This is a genomic window from Arthrobacter sp. SDTb3-6 (genome assembly GCF_013376095.1).
GTDB lineage: Bacteria > Actinomycetota > Actinomycetes > Actinomycetales > Micrococcaceae > Specibacter.
This window is the reverse complement of record NZ_JAAMFN010000046.1, coordinates 1-21016: the sequence shown is the minus strand read 5'-3', so window position 1 is coordinate 21016 and position 21016 is coordinate 1. Positions and strand designations below refer to the sequence as shown.

Here is a 21016-nt window from a genome sequence, read left to right as displayed (position 1 = left end):
CCGATGACCGCCACCCCCGCAGCCGGCGTGGACAACGACCCGCGCCGCTACGCCCACCTGACGGCACTGCGCCTGGAGGACCCGGCCGCCGTCGCACGGGCCGCCGCGTCCCGCCGCCGCCACCCGGGCGTGAAGTACGGCACGCAAAACTTCATTGTTGCCGCGGACCACCCGGCCCGCGGCGCCATTGGCGTGGGTACCAACCCGACGGCCATGGCTGACCGGCTGGACCTGCTGGACCGCCTGCAGCTCGCCTTGGCAAACCCGGCCGTGGACGGCGTCCTCGCCTCCCCGGACATCATGGACGACCTGCTGCTGTTGGGGGCCCTTGAGGGAAAGCTGGTGTTTGGATCCATGAACCGCGGCGGCCTGGCCGGGCTCGTCAACGAGATCGACGACCGCTTCACCGGCCACACCGCGCAGGCGCTGGAAGCCCTGGGCGCCGACGGCGGCAAGATGCTCACCCGCATCTGCCTCGGCGACCCGGACACCGTCGCCACGCTTGAGGCCACGGCCAAGGCCATTGATTCGCTGGCCGAACGCAGGCTCATCGCCATGGTTGAGCCGTTCCTGTCCGTGCGGGAGAACGGCAAGGTCCGCAATGACCTCTCGACCGACGCGGTCATCAAGTCCGTCGCCATCGCCTCCGGCCTGGGCTCCACGAGCGCCTACACCTGGATGAAGCTGCCCGTCGTGCCCGAAATGGAACGCGTCATGGCCTCCACCACCATGCCTACCGTGCTGCTCGGCGGGGACCCCGACGCCGGAGCCGATGAGGTATTCGCCAGTTGGGGCGCGGCACTGGCCCTGCCCGGGGTCCAGGGCCTGACGGTCGGCCGCACGGTGTTGTACCCGCAGGACGGCAATGTTGCCGGGGCAATCGCCACGGCCGCATCTCTGCTCACAGGCCAGCCGTCCCTGAACAGTCCTTCCACGAGCCCGCAGGAGTAGCCCCATGGCAACAGCAACACGCACAATGACAGTGGCCCAGGCCGTGGTGGAATTCCTGGGCAGGCAGTACGCGGTGGACAAGGTCGGCGCCCAGGAGTACCGCGGCCGGCTCATCCCGGGCATGTTCGGCATCTTCGGGCACGGCAACGTGGCCGGTGTGGGCCAGGCACTGAAGCAGTACCAGCTCAGCGACCCCGCCCTCATGCCCTACTACCAGGGCCGCAACGAACAGGCACAGTCCCACCAGGCCGTCGGCTATGCCCGCCATACCCGCCGCCGGGCCACGTTCGCCGTGAGCACCTCGGTGGGTCCGGGTTCCACCAACCTGCTCACCGGCGCCGCCCTGGCCACCACCAACCGGCTCCCGGTGCTGCTGCTGCCCAGCGACGTTTTCGCCACCCGCGCGGCGGACCCTGTGCTCCAACAGCTCGAACGTCCGGACGCGTATGACGTCTCCGTCAACGACGCGTTCCGGCCGCTCTCACGCTACTTCGACCGCGTCTCCCGCCCGGAGCAACTGTTCTCTGCGCTCCACAATGGCCTGCGCGTGCTGACCGACCCGGCGGACACCGGCGCCGTCACCATTTCGCTTCCCCAGGACGTGCAGGCTGAGGCGTTTGAGGTTCCGGAAGAGTTCCTGGCGCCGCGCGAGTGGCGCATCCGCCGCCCGGAGGCCGACGACGACGACATCCGCCGCGCCGCAGATGCCATCCGAAACGCGAAGAACCCGCTGATTGTCGCCGGCGGCGGAGTGCTTTATGCCTATGCCGAGGACGAGCTGGCCAAGTTTGCCGACGCCACGGGCATCCCGGTCGGCAACACCCAGGCCGGCGTGGGCGTGCTGCCGTGGAACCACCCCCGTTCCCTGGGCGCCATCGGCTCCACCGGCACGACGGCGGCCAACGCCATCGCGGCCCAGGCCGACCTGGTCATCGGCATCGGCACGCGCTATGAGGACTTCACGACGGCCTCCCGCACGGCGTTCCAAAACCCCGGGGTGACGTTCATCAACATCAATGTCACGCCGCTGGACGCATACAAGCACGGCACCGCGCTGCCCATCGTCGCCGATGCCCGCAAGGCGCTCGTGAAGCTCAACGCGGCCCTGGGCGGATACCGCGTGGGCGCCGACCTGGAACACCAGGTCGCCGGGCAGAAGAAGCGCTGGGACGCCATCGTCGACGAGGCCTTTGACACCCGATACACCCCGCTGCCCTCGCAAAACGAGATCATCGGCGCCACCAACCGCGCCATGGACGCCGCCGACGTGGTCATCTGCGCGGCCGGCTCCCTGCCCGGGGACCTGCACAAGATGTGGCGCATCCGCGATCCCTTCGGCTACCACGTGGAATATGCGTACTCCTGCATGGGCTACGAAATCCCCGGCGGCCTGGGCGTCAAGCGTGCCACCCTTGCCGAGGCGGCCGGCGGCGGAACGAAGCGCGACGTCGTCGTCATGGTGGGGGACGGCTCCTACCTGATGATGCACACCGAGCTGGTCACGGCCGTCGCAGAGGGCATCAAGCTAATAGTGGTGCTGATCCAAAACCACGGCTACGCGTCCATCGGTGCCCTGTCCGAACAGCTTGGCTCCCAGCGCTTTGGCACCAAGTACCGCACGCTTGACGCCCAACACCACACCTTCGACGACGGCGAGAAGCTCCCGGTCGACCTGGCCCTGAACGCCGAGAGCCTGGGCGTGAAGGTCATCCGTGTGACGCCGGGGGAGAACGTGGTGGCCGACCTCGAGGCCGCTGTCACAGCCGCAAAGGCGGCACCGGAGGGCGGCGGGCCGGTGCTCATCCACGTCGAGTCCGACCCTCTCCTGGACGCGCCCAGCTCCGAATCCTGGTGGGACGTGCCGGTCTCGGAAATCTCCGACCTGCAATCCACCCAACAGGCCTACACCACGTACACCGAACACAAGGCCCGCCAGCGCACGCTGCTGGGCTGAGATCCCCCTAATCCACACCCTTCCCCTCGACCACCCACCAAGGAAGAATCCCATGACTGACACGGCAACACGGACCTGGACCACCATCAAAAACTTCATCAACGGTGCCGAAACTGCCGGCACGAGCGGCAAAACCCAAGCCGTGTACAACCCCGCCACCGGCGCCGTGTCCGCACAGCTGAGCCTGGCCAGCCGCGAGGACCTGGACACCGCCGTGGCCGCTGCGAAGGCCGCAAGTGAAATCTGGGGAGATTATTCGCTGGCCAGGCGCACCGCCGTCTTGTTCAAGTTCCGCGAGCTTGTCGCCTCCCACGTTGACGAACTGGCCGCCCTCATCACCGCCGAGCACGGCAAGGTCCTCTCGGACGCGGCCGGGGAGATCGGCCGCGGCCTGGAAGTCATCGAGTTTGCCTGCGGCATCAACCAGCTGCTCAAGGGCGCCTACTCGGACCAGGCCTCCACCGGCATTGACGTGTTCTCCTTCCGCCAGCCCGTGGGCGTGGTGGCCGGGATCACGCCGTTCAACTTCCCCGTCATGGTGCCGCTGTGGATGTGCCCCATCGCCATCGCCACCGGCAACGCGTTCATCCTCAAGCCCTCCGAGCGCGACCCCTCCGCCCCGATGCTGCTGGCCAGGCTCTGGCAGGAAGCCGGGCTGCCCGACGGCGTCTTCCAGGTGCTGCACGGCGGCAAGGACACTGTTGACGGGCTGCTGACGCACCCGGATGTGGACGCCATCTCCTTCGTTGGCTCCACCCCCATCGCCAGGTACGTGCACGAGACCGCCACGGCCCACGGCAAGCGCGTCCAGGCCCTGGGCGGTGCCAAGAACCACGCGATCATCCTGCCCGACGCCGACATGGACAACGCCGCCGACCACCTCTCCGCCGCCGCCTACGGCTCCGCCGGCGAGCGGTGCATGGCACTTTCCGTCGCGGTCGCCGTCGGCGGTGCCGCAGACACCCTGCTGGCGAAGGTCCGCGAACGGGCAGAGGCCATCAAGGTGGCCGAGGGCACCGACGCCGATGCGGACATGGGGCCGCTGATCACGGCCGCCTCCAAGCAGCGCCTGCAGAAGATCGTCGGTGAAGCAGCCGACGCCGGTGCCACCCTGGTGGTCGACGGCCGGGACTTCACCGTCCCCGGCAAGGAAGACGGCTACTGGGTTGGCCCCACGCTCCTGGACGGCGTGTCCGCGGACATGAGCGCCTACACGGAGGAAATCTTCGGCCCGGTCCTTGCCGTCATGCGCGTGGAAACCGTGGAGGAGGGCATCGCCCTGATCAATGCCAACCCCTATGGCAACGGCACGGCGATCTTCACGTCCTCAGGCGCCAATGCCCGCAAGTTCCAGCGCGGCGTGCACGTGGGCATGATCGGCATCAACGTCCCCGTCCCCGTGCCCGTGGCGTACCACTCCTTCGGCGGCTGGAAGAACTCGCTGTTCGGCGACAAGCACATCTACGGCGAGGAAGGCGTGGCCTTCTACACCCGTGCCAAGGTCGTCACCTCCCGCTGGCCCGAACCACAGCACGAGTCCGGTGCGTCATACAACTTCCCCTCCAACTAACCTCGGTGGTTGGGCGTGTAGAACCCCGGGTTTCCACACGCCCGCCCGCCGGCATCCTGGAAAGCCAGCCATCATGACTGAAAACAAATTGACCATCGGCACGGCGCCGGACTCCTGGGGCGTCTGGTTCGCCGACGACCCGAAGCAGACCCCCTGGGAGCGTTTCCTCGACGAGGTGGCCGAATCCGGGTACAAGTGGATTGAGCTGGGCCCCTACGGGTACCTGCCGTCCGATCCTGCCCGCCTGGCCAAGGAATTGGCGGATCGTGACCTGAAGGTCACCGCCGGCACCGTGTTCACGGCCTTCCACCGGGGCGCTGCCCAGTGGGAGGAAGCGTGGGAGCCCGCCCGCAAGGTGGCCGAACTGACGGCCGCCATGGGCGGGGACAACGTCGTCGTGATTCCCGCCATGTGGCGCGACGACGTCACGGGGAACGCAGTGGAGAGCGGCACCCTGGACCCCCGGCAGTGGCAGGACCTGTTTGACGGCCACAACAGGCTGGGCGAGGTCCTGCTGAAGGACTTTGGACTCAAACAGCAGTTCCACCCCCACGCAGACGCACACGTCGGCGGCCAGGCGGACATTGAGCACCTGCTGGCGCAGACCGACCCGGAACTGCTGAACCTGTGCCTGGACACCGGCCATGCCGAGTACTGCGGGGCCAGTTCCCTGGAACTGGTCCGCAAATACCCCGAACGCATCGGATACCTGCACCTGAAGCAGATTGACCCCGACGTGCTGGCCCGCGTCAACGCCGAGAACCTGACCTGGGCCGCGGCCAACCTGGCCGGGGTCATGGTGGAACCGCCCAACGGCCTGCCGGACCTGCGCGCCGTGATCGAGGCCGTCGAGGCGCTGGACAAGCCAATCTTTGGCATTGTGGAACAAGACATGTACCCCGTTGCGTTTGATGTGCCCATGCCCATCGCGAAGCGGACCCGCAACTATTTGCTCAGCTGCGGCTCCAGGACCAGAGTTAACTAGCAACGTCCCATGACTGGCGGGGTCCCCAACCGGCCGGGCCCCGGAACCAGCCACGCCCGCGTGTGCCGGCAGGTTCCGCTGCCAGCCGCCGGGGACAGGCCGGGCCACAGACAAGAAAGAAGAAGCACATGAGCGAAAAACTTCGCGTCGCCGTCATCGGGGCGGGCCGCATGGGGGCGGACCACATCAACCGCCTGCGGGAGAGAATCAGCGGGGCCGAGGTGGCTGCCGTCGTCGACATTGACCTGGCACGCGCAGAGGCCGCCATCAAGGGCATCCCGGGAGCGGTGGCCCTGGCCAGCGCCGAGGAGGCCCTGGACAACGGCGACGTGAACGCCGTCCTGATCGCCACCCCCGGCTTCCTGCACGAGGACATCCTGTTCAAGGCGCTGGACCGGGACATCCCCATCCTGTGCGAAAAGCCCCTCACCCCGGACGCCGAAAGCGCCCTCAAGGTGGTCCAGGCCGAGGCCAGGCTGGGCCGCAAGCGCATCCAGGTGGGCTTCATGCGGCGCTTCGACAGTGAATACGCCGCCCTGCGCGGAATCATCACCGAGGGCGGCCTGGGCGAGCTGCTGGTACTGCACCACCAGCACCGCAACCCGGACACCCCGGCCGGATTCACCAACGAGATGCTCATCAACGATTCGGTGGTGCACGAATTTGACGCCATCCGCTTCTTCACCGGCGAGGAAATCACCTCCGTGCAGGTGCGCCTGGGCAAACCCACCCGCAACGCCCCGGCGGGCCAGCACGACCCGCAGCACGTACTGATCGAGACGGAATCCGGCGTCCTGGCCGACGTCGAAATTTACGTCAATGCCCGCTTCGGCTACGAGGTGGCCACGCAGGCCTCCTTTGAGGACGGCATTGTGAACATCGGCAGTGACGGCGGTCCGTACGTCCGCACGCAGGGCCGCTGGGGTGGCCGGGTCACCCCGGGCTTCGAGGAGCGTTTTGGCGCCGCCTACGACGTCGAGGTCCAGGCGTGGGTGGATGCTGCCCTGCGCGGGGAGATCGGCGGGCCGTCCGCCTGGGACGGCTACGCCACCGCCGCCTGTTGCGAAGCGGGGGTCGAGGCGCAAAAGACAGGCGGCAAGACCGCCGTCGTGCTGGCACCCAAGCCCGGCCTCTACAGCTAAGTGCCCGGGGAGTGGCGGCACGCCGCCACTCCCCGCACCATTTAACGCAGATTTATCAACGCATTGGAGTGAAGTTTCGTGAAGATTGCCCTGGACCCCACGCCGTTCCACCACAGCCACGGTCTGTTGGAGTTCCCGCAGCTCGTGGCGGACCTCGGGTACAAGTACATGCAGCTGACCCCGCACCCGGATTTCATCCCGTTTTACAACCATCCCAAGGCCGACGACGCCCTGGTGGGTGGGCTGAAGAAAGCCGTGGCGGACGCCGGGATCGAGATTGCCTCGGTTCTGCCCGTGCTGCGCTGGTCGGGTCCCGACGAGGATGCCCGCGAGGCTGCAGTGCGCTACTGGAAGCGTGCCATCCAGATCGCCGTGGACCTGGGCGTAAAGACCATGAACACCGAATTCAGCGGCCGGCCCGAAAAGGCCGAGGAGTCTGAACGGGCCTTTTACCGCTCCATGGAGGAACTGCTGCCGATCATCGAGCGCGAGGGCATCGACCTGCTGATCGACCCGCACCCGGACGACTTTGTCGAGGAGGGGCTGGCGGCCATCCGCATGATCCGCGGCGTCAACTCGCCCAACGTGGGCCTGGTCTACGTGGCCTCCCACAGCTTCCACATGAAGGATGCCCCGCTGGAGATCATGCGCGCCGCCGGTGACAAGCTGCGGCTGGTACATGTGGCAGACACCATGGACCACCATGCCTCCCACGGGCTGCGCTACATCACCAACCCGCCCGGCAACCCCGTTCGCGTGCACCAGCACCTGAAGATTGGCGACGGCGACGTGAACTGGGATGAGTTCTTTGGCGGACTGAAGGAGATCGGCTTCCTCGACCGGGCGGACACCGTCATGGTCTCCAGCGTCTTTGCCGAGGACGACGACGCCGAAAACGTCTCGCGCTACCAGCTTGCCACGATCAACAGCTATCTTGCGGGCGCCCTGGGCAGGACCACCTCATGAACACCCTCCCGGAACAGCATTCCGTACGGCCGGCTGCTGCCGTGCGGCCGAACCCCCGGAAGTTCATGCGCAAGGTGGCGCTGTTCTCCACCTTCGGCGGGCTGCTCTTTGGCTACGACACGGGCGTCATCAACGGTGCGCTGCCGTTCATGCAGCGCGACCTGGGGCTGACCCCGTTGGCGGAGGGGCTTGTCACCTCCACCTTGCTGCTCGGTGCCGCCCTTGGTGCCATTAGCGCAGGGCGGCTCTCCGATCGCTTCGGCAGGCGCAAGACCATCATGGGCCTGGCCATCGTCTTCATTGCCGCCACCATCGGCTGTTCCGCCGCACCCTCCACCGAGATCCTGGTGCTGGCCCGCACAGTCCTGGGCCTTGCCGTCGGCGGCGCCTCGGTGATCGTGCCGGTGTACCTGGCCGAAATGTCCCCGGCCGCCCAACGCGGACGGATCGTGACCCAAAACGAGCTGATGATCGTGACGGGACAGTTCCTGGCGTTCACTTTCAATGCCCTGTTGGGCAACCTGTTCCCCGACGCCGGCCACATCTGGCGCTACATGCTCGTCATTGCCACGCTGCCCGCCGTCGTCCTGTGGTTCGGCATGCTGGTGCTGCCGGAAAGCCCTCGCTGGCTGGCTGCCGGTGGCCGCTTCGACGACGTACTTGACGTTCTGCGCAAGGCCCGTGAACCCTCCGAGGTCAACGCCGAGTTCGATGAGGTCCGGGAGGCCGCCCGCGAGGACTACCAGGCCAGGATGGGCACCGTGAAGGACCTGGCCGTGCCGTGGATCCGGCGGATCTTTGTCGTGGGGCTGGGCATGGCCGTCATCAACCAGATCAGCGGCATCAACGCCATCATGTACTACGGCACCACCATTCTCTCCTCTTCGGGATTCGGCGACCGGGGCGCGCTCATCGCCAACGTGCTCAACGGCGTTGTCTCCGTCCTGGCCGTCATCGCCGGCATGTACTTCATGACCCGGCTGCCGCGTAAGTTCATGCTTGTCACGGGGCTGACCGGTACGGCATCGTCGCTGTTCGCGCTCTCAATGGTGTCCATGCTGGTCCCCGAGGGCCTGCTGCGCGGCTACCTCGTGCTGATATGCATGGTCGTTTTCCTGGCGTTCATGCAGGGGTTCATCGGCTGTGTCACCTGGTTGACCATGTCCGAAATTTTCCCGCTGCATGTGCGCGGAGTGGCCATGGGCATCTGCGTTTTCGTGTTGTGGATCGTGAACTTCCTGGTGGGCTTCTTCTTCCCGCAGCTCGTGGCCGGGATCGGCATCTCCGCCACGTTCTTCATCTTCGTGGCACTGCAGATTTGTGCCATCATCTGGGTCAGGAAGGCCGTTCCGGAAACCCGGGGAAAGTCCCTGGAAGAGCTCGAACACCTCTTCAAGTCCGCCGTCTGACACTAATCGATGCAACTGTAAAGGATCTGCGCATGAAAACCATCACCCTGGGCCTGGTCGGAGTGGGGCGCATCGGCGTCATGCACGCCAGCAACATCGCCGCCCTCAACGAACTGCTGGCGCCTGCCGTCCAAGTAGAGCTGAAGCTCACCGATGTTGCTGTTGACCATGCCCGCACGGTCGCCGCCAATCTCGGGGCCGGGTTTGTGCCCTCCGTGGAGGACCTGCTGGCGTCCGGCATTGACGGGCTGCTGATCGCCACCGGCACCGCAACACATCCGGGGCTGATCAGGGCCGGCGTCGACGCGGGCATCCCCGTGTTTTGCGAAAAGCCCGTCGGTGTCAACGTGGCCGAATCCCTGCCTGTCCTTGACTATGTGCGGGAAAAGGGTGGCACCGTCCAGATCGGCCACCAACGCCGCTTTGACGCCGGCTACCTCGAAGCCAAGCGCGCCTACGACGCCGGCGAGCTGGGTTGGATCCATTCCCTGCGGGCCATCACGGGGGACATGACGCCGCCGCCGGTCGAGTTCCTGGCCACTTCCGGCGGGCTGTTCCGCGACTGCTCCGTGCACGACTTTGACATCCTGCGCTGGCTCACGGGCCGGGAGATCACGGAGGTTTACGCCAAGGGCTCCAACAACGGCGACCCCGCCATCGGCGAAGTGGGCGACGTGGACACCGCGTTGGCCGTGATCACCTTCGACGACGGCACCGTCGGCACGGTTTCCGCCACGCGCTACAACGGTGCCGGGCACGACGTCCGCCTGGAGCTCCAGGGTTCGAAGGGGTCTGTCATGGTCGGCCTGGACGGGCAGGCGGCGCTTAAGTCCGCCGAGGCCGGCATCAGCTTTCCCTCAGGAACCCCGCACCAGACCTTCGCCGAGCGCTTCGAGGCCGCCTACGTCAGCGAGTTGCAGGCGTTTGTGGAGCTCATCCAGGGCCTGCGCCCCAACCCGTGCACGCCCGAGGATGCGGTGGCGGCGTCCAAGGTGGCCGACGCCGCCCAGGAGTCCCTGCTCACCGGCGCGCCGGTTCGGGTGGCCCTGTAGCCCCGGCAACCGGGCCTGTCGGGACCCCGGTTTCGACTAGCCCAATCACCGTAGGGCCGGGTTCCATCAGCGGCCGAAGGGCAGCCTCGGGTCGATGTCGGCGCCATCCCAGGTCTGCCGGACCCAGCCGTGGTGGGGGTCGTCGCTGATGAGCCACTCGCGGACGGGGCCCGGGCCGGCCATGACGTTCAGGTAGTAGAGGTCGTAGCCGGGCGCGGCCATGGCGGGGCCATGCCAGCCATAGGGGACCAGGACGGTGTCACCCGTTCGGACCTCGGCGTTGACATCGATGGGCCGGCCATCCGAGGCGTAGACACGCTGGTAGCCGATGGCGTCCGCGTCGGACGGGGCGGGGGATCCGGTGGCGACCCGGGTCTCGAAGTAGTAAATTTCCTCCAGCGCCGTCTCGCCGGCCTTTTCTTCGTCGTGCTTGTGTGGCGGGTAGGAGGACCAGTTGCCGGCCGGGGTGATGACCTCGCACACGATGAACCGGTCCGCCTCCAGCGCCGCGGGCGTGCCAAAGTTGTGTACCTGGCGCGAGCAGTTTCCGGCGCCGCGCAGCTCCACCGGGATTTCCGCGGCCGTGACGAGCCGGGTGGGGTAGTCGTTGCGGGCCGGTGCCGTGGCGATGGCGACGCGCCCGCCGTCGGCCGAGGCAATTTTCACTGCCTTGCCAACACCCGAGTACAGGACGTCGGACGGACCGGTGAAGACATTCCCGCGGCCGGCCAGCTCGTAGGCGGTGCCCTCCACCGTGGCGGTGAACGACCCGCTGAGCGGGATGACGATCCGTTCCTCGGCCGCAACGGGCAGGTCGACGGCGGCGCCCGGGGCCAGTGTGGCCACCTTCAGGCCGGTGTGGGCCCAGCCGTCCACGGCCAGGGCGGAATCAGAGGTGCCGAGTGAGACGTCCCAGTGGCCGTCGCGGGCAGAGCCGAGTGGATAAACCCAATTGGTCATGAGGTTCCTTCGTCAGTTGTGTCAGTGCTGCCAGTGGTTCCTGCGGTTCCCGTGGGGTGGGGCTAGCGCTGTACGAGGGTCATTTCAAAGCTGTATTGGTCAGCGCGGTAGACGTGGCGGCCGGTTTCCACCATGCGCCCGGTATCGTCAACGGCGGTGCGCTCCATGGTGACGAGGGCTGCGCCGGGGGTCGTTTCCAGCAACGGTGCCTGGTAGTCGTTGGCAATCATGGCACCGATCCGCTGCTGGGCCAGGCGGAAGTTCACGCCGCCGTTGCGCAGGATGCCGTAGAGGCCGTGGTCGGCCAGCCCGGCCTCGTCAATCTCCACGATGTCGTCCCGCACCCAGTTCTCCATCAGTGCCAGCGGCTTGCCGTCAACCAGGCGCAGGCGGGTGAAGTGGTACACCGAGGCGCCCTTGGCCAAGCCGAGCTTTTCCAGGATGGCGGGGTCGGCCTCGTGGTGCGAAAACGTCAGGACGTCGGTGGTGGGTTTGCCGCCGTTGGCACTCAGGTCGTCGAACAGGCTGGACAGTTCAAGTGGGCGCCGCACCTGGCTGGCCACCACCTGGGTGCCCACACCGCGCTTGCGCACCAGCAGGCCGGCGCGGACCAGCTCGTCCATGGCCTTGCGCATGGTGGGGCGCGAGAGGTTCATGGCCGCTGCCAGGTCAATCTCGTTCTCCAGCTTGCTGCCCGGGACGAGGGTGCCGTCATGGATGGCGTTCTCGATTCCCTGGACCACCTGGTGGTAGAGCGGCACGGGCGAGGAGCGGTCGATGTTCAGGTTGAGCGAGTTGGCCATGGTGGACTCCTTGGGTGATGCCGATGGGACAGCGGAGGCACTGGTGCGGCACGGACAGCTGTTCCTTATCATCCTATTGTCAGGACAAAGTAATTGCAAGGGTCATGTGCGGCCCGAGCCGGGCTGCCGTGGGGGCGGGGCCGTGGTTTTCCGGGGGACAAGCGTCGGCGCGAACCCTTCAGGCAGGGCATCGACGGGCACGCCGGCGAGCCTGTCCAAGAGCAGGTTCGCCGCCGCCGCACCAAGTCCGGTGCTGTTGGGATCCACGGACGTCAGGCCGAGCAGTGGCGACGAGGCCAGGTCGGAGTTGTCGTAGCCGACCACGGACACGTCCTCCGGCACGCGCAGTCCACGGTCGATGATTTCCTCAATGGCCCCGATGGCTGACAGGTCGTTGTAGGAAAACACGGCAGTGGGTTCCGGGCCGGGACGGTCGAACAGTTGGGCCGCGGCACTCCGGCCGCCTGCCCGCGTCATGGGCGCCTGCACAATGGACGGTTCCAGCCCGAGCCGTGCCATGGCCTGCAGGTAGCCTTCGCGCCGGCTCGGGTAGGGGACGTTGTCCGGTTTGGAAAGGTGGGCGATCCGCCGGTGGCCCAGTCCGTACAGGTGGTCAACGGCCAAGGCGGCGCCGGCGACATCGTCTGTGTGCACAAAGTCGATGCCGGGCACATCAATGTCCCGGCTGAGCACCACAGTGGGGGTGCCGTGCAGCATGGGAAGCAGCTTTCCCGGGTCCCCGATGAACCCGGCCAGGATGATGCCATCCACGCGCAGGTCCACAAGCGACTTGATGGCGGCGCTTTCGTCGTCCGTGTCGGTGGAACCCACGGCGACCATGAGCTGGTGGCGGCTGTCGGCAATCCGGCGGGCAACGCCGTCGTACATGTCGGCAAAGGCGGGGTTGTGCAGGTCCAGAAGGAGCAGCCCGAGTGTTTGGGTGCTCCGGCTGGCCAGGCGGCTGGCGAGCCGGTTGGGCGTGTAGCCAAGGGTTTCGGCCGCCCGGTGCACCGCGGCGCGCCGGGCGGCGGAGACGTTGGGGGCGCCGCGCATCACGAGTGAGACGAGGGCCCGGCTCACGCCGGCTTCCCTCGCCACCTCTTCCATCGTGGCCGACCGGCCGCCGCGCTCCCTTGCAGTCACACATCCAACTATGTCATTGACGGGCCATCTGCCGTTCCATGGCCCGGTGCAGCGTGTTGGCTGCGAATTCCAGGCCCTCGATCCGGCCGAGCTCCACGTCCTCGTGTTCGATGTTTACGGCCATGTCCGGGTCGACGGCGTGCAGCGCACCCAGGAAGCGGGCCCAGAAGTCCCCGCCGTGTCCGCGTCCGACGGCGACAAAGTCCCAGCTGGAATTCTTCGGCCACTCGTTCACGTAGTGGTCCCCGCCCAGGTTCACACGGTCCTCGTCCGCGCGCAGGCGGCGGAAGCGGTCGTCGAGCACGCCGTTGATGCGGCAGTTGTCGTTGATGCGGGTGTCCTTTGCTGCCGCATGGAGCACCAGTTCGCCCAGGTGCCCGACGGCGGCAACCGGGTCGATGCCCTGCCAGAACAGGTGGCTCGGGTCCATTTCGGCACCGATGTTGGTGGCACCTGTCCGCTCGACGAGCCGGATGAGGGTGGCGGGGTTGAACACCAGGTTTTGCGGGTGCATTTCAATCGCCACTTTCGTGCCGTTATCGCGGGCCTTGGCGTCGATGTCCCGCCAGAACGGTACGGCCAGCTCCCATTGGTGGTCCAGGATGTCCAGGTAGCCGCTGTCCCAGGGGTTGACCACCCAGTTCGGTGCGGTGGCCCCGGGATGGCCTCCGGGCAGGCCGGACATGGCCACGATGCGCTTGATGCCGAGCAGGCCGGCCAGTTCGGTGGCCCGCTGCAGGTCCGCGGCGTGCTTCCCGCCCACTAACGGGTCTGCGTGCAACGGGTTGCCGTTGACGTTCAGCCCTGTCAGTTCCACACCGGCGTCGGCGAAAAGGCCCAGGTAGTCATCGCGGGCGCCTTGCGAGGACAGGATGTCGGCCACGGGCAGGTGCGGGGTGCCGATGAACCCGCCGGCGTTGATTTCGGCACTTTTCAGGCCAAGGTCCCCGATGACCTTCAGCGCCTCTTCGAGGCTGCGGTCGTGCAGGATTGCGGTGTAGATGCCCAGTTTCATGGGAGGCCTTTCAGCGGGTGGTGGTGTTGGGGTGGGCTGCGGGTCAGGCGGCGGCGGGTCCGTTTGCCCCGTCCACGGTTCGGAAGTGCTGCTCCAGTTCTTCGAGCGAACGCCCCTTGGTTTCCGGGACGAACTTCAGGACGAAGCCCAGCGAGATGAGGTTGACCACGACAAACAGGCTGAACGTGCCGGTGGAGCCCAGCGCCTGGTTCACGATCGGGAACAGGAAGGAGATCACGGCGTTGACCGTCCAGAGGGCGAAAACGGCAATGCCCATGGCGAAGCCGCGGATGGCCATCGGGAACAGTTCGGAGAGCAGCAGCCAGACGCATGTGCCGATGAAGCACTGGACGAACGCGACAAACAGCATCATGGCGGCCAGGATGACATAGCTGACCAGGTCGGACTGTGGCAGGAGAAAGACGACGGCGAGCAGGGCCTGGGCGCCGACCACGCCGCAGAAGCCGATGACGAGCATGCGCCGGCGGCCGATGTAGCCAAGCAGCCAGATGCCCAGCACGGTGGTCAGCACCGACGTGACGCCGACCGCGACAGTTGCCACCAGTGAGGCACTGACGCCCAGCCCGCTCTTTTCCAGGATGGTCGGTGCGTAGTAGTTGACGGTGTTGATGCCGGTGGCTTGTTGGATGATCGCCAGGCCAACTCCGATCCACAGGAGCCGGCGCATCCATGGGCTCGCCTTGAGGTCCTTCCAAACGTGGCCGCGCTCGGTGCGGGCGGTCCGGGCCGAGGCGGCGATCTCGTTGAATTCCCGCTCGGCCTCCTCCGGGGTCCGGCTCAGTTGAAGTATCCGCCGGCTGTCGGCAAGCCGGTCGCGCAGGGCGTACCACCGTGGCGATTCGGGCAGGGCGAGCATGCCTGCCAGCAGGGCGATGGCTGGGACGGAGGCAACGGCCAGCATGATGCGCCACACCTCGTTGTCATGGATCAACGCATCCAGGAGCGCGTTGATCGCAAAGGCCAGCATCTGGCCGGTGACGATCATGAGTTCATTGATGGTGACCATGCGGCCGCGCAGGTGGGTGGGCGCCATTTCCGCCAGGTACAGCGGGCAGGTGACGGCGGCCGCGCCGACCCCCAGGCCGAGGATGATGCGGAAGGTGACCATGACGGATACGGTGGGGGCCATGGCGCAACCCAGTGCGCCGATGAGGAAAAGCCCGGCACAAACCAGCAGTGTCCCGCGGCGTCCCAGCCGGTCCGCCAGGCGGCCGCCGGCCAGGGCGCCGAGGGCGGCGCCCGGGAACAACAGGGCGCTGACCACGGTGGCTTCCTGCACGGCGTTCATGTTCAGGGCCGTGTTCATGTACAGCAGGGCGCCGGAGATGACCCCGGTGTCATAGCCGAAGAGCAGCCCTCCCAGCGTGGAGATGACGGTTAATCGGGCGAGATAGCCACGGCGCCGGGAACCTGTCGACGTGAAATTTTGGGTTCGTAATGACATCTTTGTCTCTTTCGATTGGCGGGCGGCATGTTGCCCCAACGAATTTTGGACCGACGCGCCCTGCCTACTCAACGGCGGCCGTGTGTGTGGTGCGCGTCACTGGATGGTTCAAGATTAGAGCGCTCTAATTCCTGTGTCAATAGTTGATCTTAATGTCAGGACAAATATGGCGCTACGCCCAGGCGGTGGGAACAGTCAGCCACTTGTGCATCCGGTTTGTACAGCTTGCACGGGCAGGATGGCCGCGGAGGGAGGGGCCGGAACCATCAACGACCAGCACCAGCCGGGGAACCCAAACGGGACGCGGGTCGTGTCAGACGTGTGGGGAAGCGCAAAATTCCAACGGGTTTTCACCGGCCCGGTCCTCCCTTCCAGCGCTGCCGGCCCGTGATGGAGGTCTGGATGGTGAACGGCGTTGGGCCCAGCCACGCCAATGGCCACGGCTGTCGAAGCCGTTGACGGCTAAAGGTTGAGGCAGTTGGAGCCGGCAGGTGCGGCCGGACGGCGCTGTAGCCGGACGGTGCGGTGGAGTCCGGGGGCGGCGCTGCGCCAGGCTACGCTCCGGGCCTGGCTGTCAGCCGCAGGACCACGGCCTCCGGGCGGCAGGCGAAGCGGAAGGGGGCCGTGCGGGAGGTGCCGATGCCCCCGGAGACGTTGACCGGCGTCGTGCGTCCCCCGGCGCTCCAGTCATGGAGGCCCTTGGCGCGCCAGGTGGGGAGGTCGCAGTTGGTGACGAGGGCGCCGTAGCCCGGGATGCAGATCTGGCCTCCGTGGGTGTGGCCGGCCAGGATGAGGTCGGCGCCGTCGGCCGTGAAATGGTCCAGCACGCGCTGGTACGGGGCGTGGGCCACCGCAATCTTCACGTGCGGGGCCGTGTGCTGGTTGGCGGAGCCGCGGGGCCAGCCGGCGTAGCGCTCGCGCCCCAGGTGGGGATCGTCCACGCCGCTGAAGTCAAAGCGGATGCCCGCCAGCGGGATGGATTGGGCGCGGTTGGCCAGGTCGACCCAGCCGCCCATGCCGAAACCGGCATGCAGGGACGCGGTGTCCAGGACGTGCGGGTGGCGCTTCCCCTGGTCGGAGAGTTTCGAAGGGCCGCCCAGGTAGGCGAAGGGGTTCTTGAACCTCGGGGCAAAGTAGTCGTTGGAGCCCGGGACAAATACGCCGGGAAATTCCATCAGCGGGCCCAGCGCGGCCAGCAGCGGCCGGATCGCCTTCGGGTGGCTGAGGTTGTCGCCGGTGTTGACCACCAGGTCCGGCCTAAGCCGGGCCAGCCCGCGCAGCCAGGCCGCCTTCTTGTGGTCGCCGGGGGAGAAGTGGATGTCGGAGACGTGCAGCACCGTAAACGGCTTCGTCCCGGCGGGCAGGATGGCCAGGGACTCCTCCCGGATGGTGAACCAGTTGCGCTCAATCAACGCCCCGTACGCCACGCATCCGGCACCGGCGGCCGCTGCCGCCCCCGCCGTCCAGCCGAGGGCGGTGAGGCGGGGGTGGTGGGTGCGTTGGGTGCTCATGGTGTTGGCCACCTAGTCCTTCTTCTTCGGATCTTTCGGGGCAGGGGTCTTGGTGTCCTTTTTGTCCGGGGTGTTTTTGGTGTCCTTTGTGTCCTTGGTGTCCTTTGTGGCGCTGGGCGGCGGCGTGGCAGCAACGGGGTTGAGCATGCTCGACGGCGGCTCCGGGAAGGCGCCGGTGTCGTAGTTGCCGGCAATGGCGTTCATGTAGCCCTGCCAGGCCTTGCCGGCGTAGGTGGCGCCGTCAACGTACGGGATCCTCTGGCCGGCGATGAGCAGGTTGTTGTTGGACCGGTTCTTGTTATCGGGGCTGCCGACCCACGACGAGGTGACCAGGCCCTTGGTGAAGCCGGTGGTCCAGGTCTGCTGGGAGTCGTTCGTGGTGCCCGTCTTGGCACCGGCATGGTACCGGAGCGGGATCTGCCAGCCGGAGCCGTTCACCAGCACCTGCTGCAGGGTGTGCACGACGCCGGCAGCCACCTCGGGCTTGACCGTCTGCCGGCAGTTGGCGCTTGGCACGGGGAACTTGTCACCCTTGGAGTTGGTGATGGAGACCAGCGCGATGGGGTCACAGTGCACACCGCCCGAGGCGAAGGTGGCGAAGGCCGTCGCCATGGTGAGCGGGGCCACCTCGCCGCTGCCCAGCAGGCTGGAGACGTTCGAGAGGTCGTACGGCTTGTTCGGGTCTGCGCCCAGGTGGATGCCGGCGGCGGTCATCATCTTTTGGATGTTGCACATGTCCAGCTGGGCGGCCTCGGCCACGGTGGCGGTGTTCAGCGAGAGCACCAGGCCCATGTGCGCGGTGATGGGGCTGTAGCGGCCGTCTTCGGCATTTTGCAGGTCCTTGGAGCCCGGGTAGTTGTTGTCATAGATGCCGGTAGACACGCCACAGGAATTGCGCCACGGGAAGCCCACGGGGTACTTGCGCACCGAGGCATTGACGATGTCATTGATCTTGTGGCCCGAGTTGAGCCACTCGGCGTAGGTGAACGGCTTGATGGTCGATCCGACGTCAAAGCCGCCGGAACCGCCGAGGGAATTGCCGTTCTTGTCGAACTTGTCCACGGTGAAGTTGTAGTCGGTGCTCCACTGGCCCTTGGGCGCGTTCAGTTTGGTGTTTTGCGCCATGGCGAGGATCTTGCCGGTCTTGGGCTGGACGGTGACCAACGCCTGGCCCACCCTGTCCGGGTTGTTGTCCATGGGCGTGAAGTTGGCGAACTGGGCCTGGGCTGCGTCCTGCAGTTTCGGGTCCAGCGTCGTTTTGATGGTCAGGCCGCCTTGTTCCAGCAGCTTCACGCGGTCCGTCTTGGTCTTGCCGTAACGGGGGTCGTTGGCGATCAGGTTGGTGACGTAGTCACAAAAGTATTCGGCGCGCGCGGCCGTGGTGCAGCCGTTCTGGTTCGGGTGGATCTTCAGGCCGATCCTGGTCTTGACGGCGGCGTCGTACTGCTTCTGGTCGATCATTTTCTGGTCGAGCATGTTGGCGAGCACCATGTTGCGCCGGGAGACCGCGTTGTCCGGGTTGACCACGGGGTCGTAGACGGTGGGGCTGTTGACCACGCCCGCCAGCAGCGCGGCCTGCGGCAGCGTCAGGTCCTTGGCATGGACGCCAAAGTAGTACGAGGCAGCGGCTTCAACGCCATAGTTGCCGTTGGCGAACAGCACCCAGTTCAGGTAGCCCTGCAGGATGTCGTCCTTGGAGTACTTCTTCTCCATGGCGATGGCAAGCTTGATTTCACGGACCTTGTCGCCGATCTTTTTATCGCCGCCGAGCTTGATTTTGTCGAACTCGCCATTGGCGGCATAGGTCTGGATGATGACGTTGTTCACGTACTGCTGGGTGATGGTGGAGGCACCCTGGCGCCCGCCGCCCCGCACCATGGACGCCACGGCCCGCATCAGGCCCTTGGTGTCAATGCCGCCGTGCTTGTAGTAGCGCGCGTCCTCAATGGCGATGATGGCGTTCTTCATGAACGGGGAGATGTCGGCAAGCTTGACGGTGGTGCGGTTCTGGTTGTAAAAGCTTGCCAGCTCGGAACCGTCGGAGGCCAGGATTTTTGAGGACTGGGCCGGCGCACCCACGGTCATTTCAGCAGGAATCTGGTCAAAAAAGTCGATCGAGGAGGTGGCGGTGCTGCCCGTCAACGCCACGGCGGGGGTCATCAGCCCGGCGACCAGGACACCACAGATTGCGCTCACGCCAAGGAAGAGCACGAATTTTCCAAGGGTTGTGGCGGTATCGAAAATGGGGTGTTTTTTTGCCGTCATTTTCCCAGTTTACCGGCAGGGACTACGCTTTGAAGCATGACCAAATGGGAGTACGCCACAATTCCGCTGATTATTCACGCCACAAAGCAGATCCTCGACCAGTGGGGCGAGGACGGCTGGGAGCTGGTCCAGGTAGTGACCGGTCCGGACGGCAACGGCCTCGTTGCCTACCTGAAGCGGGAGAAGGCCTAGCCATGGAAACCACGCAGACCCAAGGGAAATCGCGCATTGAGGCGCGCCTGGCCGAGCTGGGCCTGGCCCTGCCGGCCGTGGCAGCACCCGTTGCCGCCTACGTGCCCGCCGTGGTGAGCGGCAACCATGTCTACACCTCGGGGCAGCTGCCCTTTGTTGATGGCAAGCTCACAGTGACGGGCAAGGTGGGCGCGGAGGTTTCCGCCCAGGACGCAAAAGGGCAGGCAGCAACGGCGGCCATCAACGCGCTCGCAGCCGTCAAAAGCGTCATTGGCGACCTGGACCGCGTGAGCCGCATCGTCAAGGTGGTCGGCTTCGTATCCTCCGACCCCTCCTTCACCGGCCAGCCCGGCGTCATCAACGGCGCCTCCGAGCTGCTCGGGGAAGTATTTGGCGAGGCGGGAGTGCACTCGCGCTCCGCCGTCGGGGTTGCCGTCCTGCCGCTGGATTCACCGGTCGAGGTTGAGTTGATTGCCGAATTTCAGTAACGCCCCTGCGGGCCCCCGGCCCGCAGGAAAGCGGATTTTTCCGCTAAACGCCGATCAGCGTGAAGCCGCGCAGGCTTGGGTTGACTTTGGCGAACGCACTCCCAGCAAGCCCCGCTCCGCCTCTTCGGTGGTGCTGTTGAAGGACAGCCCCGGCGGATTGCAGACCTTCATGACCTACCGGCCCGGCAATTCCCCGCTGGGCCTGGTGGCCTTCCCCGGCGGGACTGTTGAGCCCGCGGACGACGACGTCACCGACTGGGCGGGCCCCTCGCCGGCGCAGTGGGCCAAGAGCATGGGCGCCCCCGACGCCGAGACGGCGAAGCGCCACGTGGTGGCCGCCATCCGCGAATTGTTTGAAGAGGCCGGCATCCTGCTGGCCGGGCCGGACGCCTCGTCCCTCGTCGAGGCCGTTTCCGGGCCGGAGTGGATGAAGGAGCGGGAGTCCATTGCCGCGCAGGACAGCACCTTCTCCGGCCTGCTGGAACGGCGCGGTCTGGTGCTGCGCACGGACCTGCTCAAGCCCCTGAGCCACTGGCTTAGCCCGGACTTCGCCCACCGCCGCTTTGACACCCGGTATTTTGCCGCCGCCGCACCCGTGAACCAGGAACCGCAGCTGCTCGCCAGCAAGGGCGTGTGGGGCCGCTGGGTCTGCGCGGCGGACCTCCTCGCGGACCGGGCCGGTTCCGCCCTCGGCGACGAGATCGGCCAGGAAAACACTGTGGGGCTGCGACTGGGGGAGCTGGTGGTTCCCGGCGTGGAAATCATCCTCGAAAAGCTCGGCGCGGCGCGCGGCTGCATCGCATACCTGAACCACAAGCGCCCCGTGAACGAATACCAGCCCGCCCTGGTCACCGAAGAAGACGGCACCTTTGAGCTGGAAGTCCAGGCCGCCCCGGCGTCCGAAGGTGCCGCCTGCCGCGAACGCTGACCGCCCACTACAGACGCTCCCGCGCGAGTGGGGCTGTTTTGGCGGACGCTCCCGCGCGAGTGGGGCTGTTTTGGCGGACGCTCCCGCGCTGCTCATTATTGGACCGCTGCCGCCTGCGGGAGCGTTTGTGAAAAGCGCCCCGTTTGCAACCGGGCGTTGAGGAAATGTGCCCCGGTTGCGCGGGAGCGTTGGTGGGGGAGGCAGGGACGACGACGGC

18 protein-coding genes are annotated in these 21016 nt (G+C 66.4%); 11 read left to right on the top strand and 7 right to left on the bottom strand.

Annotated elements, in window-relative coordinates; all coding sequences use genetic code 11:
- Positions 1-3: 3 nt before the first annotated feature.
- The 8 genes from G6035_RS17115 to G6035_RS17080 all read left to right on the top strand — a co-directional run bounded on the left by G6035_RS17115 (position 4) and on the right by G6035_RS17080 (position 10029).
- On the top strand, positions 4-951 hold the full coding sequence (locus G6035_RS17115) for a deoxyribose-phosphate aldolase (protein ID WP_176618320.1): 948 nt from the start codon (positions 4-6) through the stop codon (positions 949-951).
- Positions 952-955: 4 nt separating this feature from the next.
- Positions 956-2905, top strand: coding sequence for a 3D-(3,5/4)-trihydroxycyclohexane-1,2-dione acylhydrolase (decyclizing) (gene iolD, locus G6035_RS17110; RefSeq protein WP_176618313.1), 1950 nt, complete (start codon positions 956-958; stop codon positions 2903-2905).
- Between the two features lie 52 nt (positions 2906-2957).
- Positions 2958-4475 (top strand): CoA-acylating methylmalonate-semialdehyde dehydrogenase, encoded by a 1518-nt coding sequence (locus G6035_RS17105; RefSeq protein WP_176618312.1) that lies wholly within the window; start codon positions 2958-2960, stop codon positions 4473-4475.
- Positions 4476-4548: 73 nt separating this feature from the next.
- Positions 4549-5460 (top strand): sugar phosphate isomerase/epimerase, encoded by a 912-nt coding sequence (locus G6035_RS17100; protein ID WP_176618311.1) that lies wholly within the window; start codon positions 4549-4551, stop codon positions 5458-5460.
- A 128-nt stretch (positions 5461-5588) separates the two neighbouring features.
- Positions 5589-6602, top strand: coding sequence for a Gfo/Idh/MocA family protein (locus G6035_RS17095; RefSeq protein WP_176618310.1), 1014 nt, complete (start codon positions 5589-5591; stop codon positions 6600-6602).
- A gap of 78 nt (positions 6603-6680) precedes the next feature.
- A complete protein-coding gene (locus tag G6035_RS17090; RefSeq protein ID WP_176618309.1) occupies positions 6681-7568 on the top strand; it encodes a sugar phosphate isomerase/epimerase in 888 nt (295 codons plus the stop codon).
- Positions 7565-8977 carry a sugar porter family MFS transporter gene (locus tag G6035_RS17085; RefSeq protein WP_176618308.1) on the top strand — a complete coding sequence of 471 codons (1413 nt, stop codon included), beginning with the start codon at positions 7565-7567 and terminating at the stop codon, positions 8975-8977. The genes G6035_RS17090 and G6035_RS17085 overlap by 4 nt, the downstream gene beginning before the upstream one ends.
- A 32-nt stretch (positions 8978-9009) precedes the next feature.
- The gene (locus G6035_RS17080; RefSeq protein ID WP_176618307.1) at positions 9010-10029 is read left to right on the top strand and encodes a Gfo/Idh/MocA family oxidoreductase; all 1020 of its coding nucleotides are present in this window, start codon (positions 9010-9012) and stop codon (positions 10027-10029) included.
- Positions 10030-10095: 66 nt separating this feature from the next.
- Here G6035_RS17080 and iolB read toward each other — a convergent pair whose 3' ends face one another.
- From iolB to G6035_RS17045, 7 genes are all read right to left on the bottom strand, one after another.
- Positions 10096-10989 carry a 5-deoxy-glucuronate isomerase gene (gene iolB / locus G6035_RS17075; RefSeq protein ID WP_176618306.1) on the bottom strand — a complete coding sequence of 298 codons (894 nt, stop codon included), beginning with the start codon at positions 10987-10989 and terminating at the stop codon, positions 10096-10098.
- Between the two features lie 62 nt (positions 10990-11051).
- Positions 11052-11792 (bottom strand): GntR family transcriptional regulator, encoded by a 741-nt coding sequence (locus G6035_RS17070; RefSeq protein WP_176618305.1) that lies wholly within the window; start codon positions 11790-11792, stop codon positions 11052-11054.
- 102 nt (positions 11793-11894) lie between these two features.
- Entirely contained in the window at positions 11895-12935 is a 1041-nt protein-coding gene (locus G6035_RS17065) for a LacI family DNA-binding transcriptional regulator (RefSeq protein ID WP_176618304.1), read from the bottom strand.
- Positions 12936-12948: 13 nt separating this feature from the next.
- Positions 12949-13950: a sugar phosphate isomerase/epimerase gene (locus G6035_RS17060; protein WP_176618303.1), complete on the bottom strand. Its 1002-nt coding sequence runs from the start codon at positions 13948-13950 to the stop codon at positions 12949-12951.
- A 43-nt stretch (positions 13951-13993) separates the two neighbouring features.
- Entirely contained in the window at positions 13994-15415 is a 1422-nt protein-coding gene (locus tag G6035_RS17055) for a sugar porter family MFS transporter (RefSeq protein WP_176618302.1), read from the bottom strand.
- Positions 15416-15969: 554 nt separating this feature from the next.
- Positions 15970-16926, bottom strand: coding sequence for a metallophosphoesterase (locus G6035_RS17050; protein ID WP_176618301.1), 957 nt, complete (start codon positions 16924-16926; stop codon positions 15970-15972).
- Between the two features lie 12 nt (positions 16927-16938).
- Positions 16939-19191, bottom strand: coding sequence for a transglycosylase domain-containing protein (locus tag G6035_RS17045; protein ID WP_176618300.1), 2253 nt, complete (start codon positions 19189-19191; stop codon positions 16939-16941).
- Positions 19192-19227: 36 nt separating this feature from the next.
- Between G6035_RS17045 and G6035_RS17040 the strand changes: the two genes are divergently transcribed.
- From G6035_RS17040 to G6035_RS17030, 3 genes are read left to right on the top strand one after another with little or no spacing between them, the layout of a single operon-like run.
- Positions 19228-19383 carry a DUF4177 domain-containing protein gene (locus G6035_RS17040; protein ID WP_107503899.1) on the top strand — a complete coding sequence of 52 codons (156 nt, stop codon included), beginning with the start codon at positions 19228-19230 and terminating at the stop codon, positions 19381-19383.
- Positions 19384-19385: 2 nt separating this feature from the next.
- Positions 19386-19871 carry a RidA family protein gene (locus tag G6035_RS17035; RefSeq protein WP_176618299.1) on the top strand — a complete coding sequence of 162 codons (486 nt, stop codon included), beginning with the start codon at positions 19386-19388 and terminating at the stop codon, positions 19869-19871.
- Positions 19855-20799: an NUDIX hydrolase gene (locus G6035_RS17030; protein WP_176618298.1), complete on the top strand. Its 945-nt coding sequence runs from the start codon at positions 19855-19857 to the stop codon at positions 20797-20799. The genes G6035_RS17035 and G6035_RS17030 overlap by 17 nt, the downstream gene beginning before the upstream one ends.
- Positions 20800-21016: the final 217 nt, after the last annotated feature.

Excerpts from the sequence above, each read along its gene's own strand:
- G6035_RS17045 (WP_176618300.1), bottom strand. The coding sequence starts at position 19,191 with ATGACGGCAAAAAAACACCCCATTTTCGATACCGCCACAACCCTTGGA.
- G6035_RS17080 (WP_176618307.1), top strand. The coding sequence starts at position 9,010 with ATGAAAACCATCACCCTGGGCCTGGTCGGAGTGGGGCGCATCGGCGTC.
- G6035_RS17035 (WP_176618299.1), top strand. The coding sequence starts at position 19,386 with ATGGAAACCACGCAGACCCAAGGGAAATCGCGCATTGAGGCGCGCCTG.
- G6035_RS17105 (WP_176618312.1), top strand. The coding sequence starts at position 2,958 with ATGACTGACACGGCAACACGGACCTGGACCACCATCAAAAACTTCATC.
- iolD (WP_176618313.1), top strand. The coding sequence starts at position 956 with ATGGCAACAGCAACACGCACAATGACAGTGGCCCAGGCCGTGGTGGAA.
- G6035_RS17040 (WP_107503899.1), top strand. The coding sequence starts at position 19,228 with ATGACCAAATGGGAGTACGCCACAATTCCGCTGATTATTCACGCCACA.
- G6035_RS17050 (WP_176618301.1), bottom strand. The coding sequence starts at position 16,926 with ATGAGCACCCAACGCACCCACCACCCCCGCCTCACCGCCCTCGGCTGG.
- G6035_RS17055 (WP_176618302.1), bottom strand. The coding sequence starts at position 15,415 with ATGTCATTACGAACCCAAAATTTCACGTCGACAGGTTCCCGGCGCCGT.
- G6035_RS17085 (WP_176618308.1), top strand. The coding sequence starts at position 7,565 with ATGAACACCCTCCCGGAACAGCATTCCGTACGGCCGGCTGCTGCCGTG.
- G6035_RS17060 (WP_176618303.1), bottom strand. The coding sequence starts at position 13,950 with ATGAAACTGGGCATCTACACCGCAATCCTGCACGACCGCAGCCTCGAA.
- iolB (WP_176618306.1), bottom strand. The coding sequence starts at position 10,989 with ATGACCAATTGGGTTTATCCACTCGGCTCTGCCCGCGACGGCCACTGG.
- G6035_RS17100 (WP_176618311.1), top strand. The coding sequence starts at position 4,549 with ATGACTGAAAACAAATTGACCATCGGCACGGCGCCGGACTCCTGGGGC.
- G6035_RS17115 (WP_176618320.1), top strand. The coding sequence starts at position 4 with ATGACCGCCACCCCCGCAGCCGGCGTGGACAACGACCCGCGCCGCTAC.
- G6035_RS17095 (WP_176618310.1), top strand. The coding sequence starts at position 5,589 with ATGAGCGAAAAACTTCGCGTCGCCGTCATCGGGGCGGGCCGCATGGGG.
- G6035_RS17070 (WP_176618305.1), bottom strand. The coding sequence starts at position 11,792 with ATGGCCAACTCGCTCAACCTGAACATCGACCGCTCCTCGCCCGTGCCG.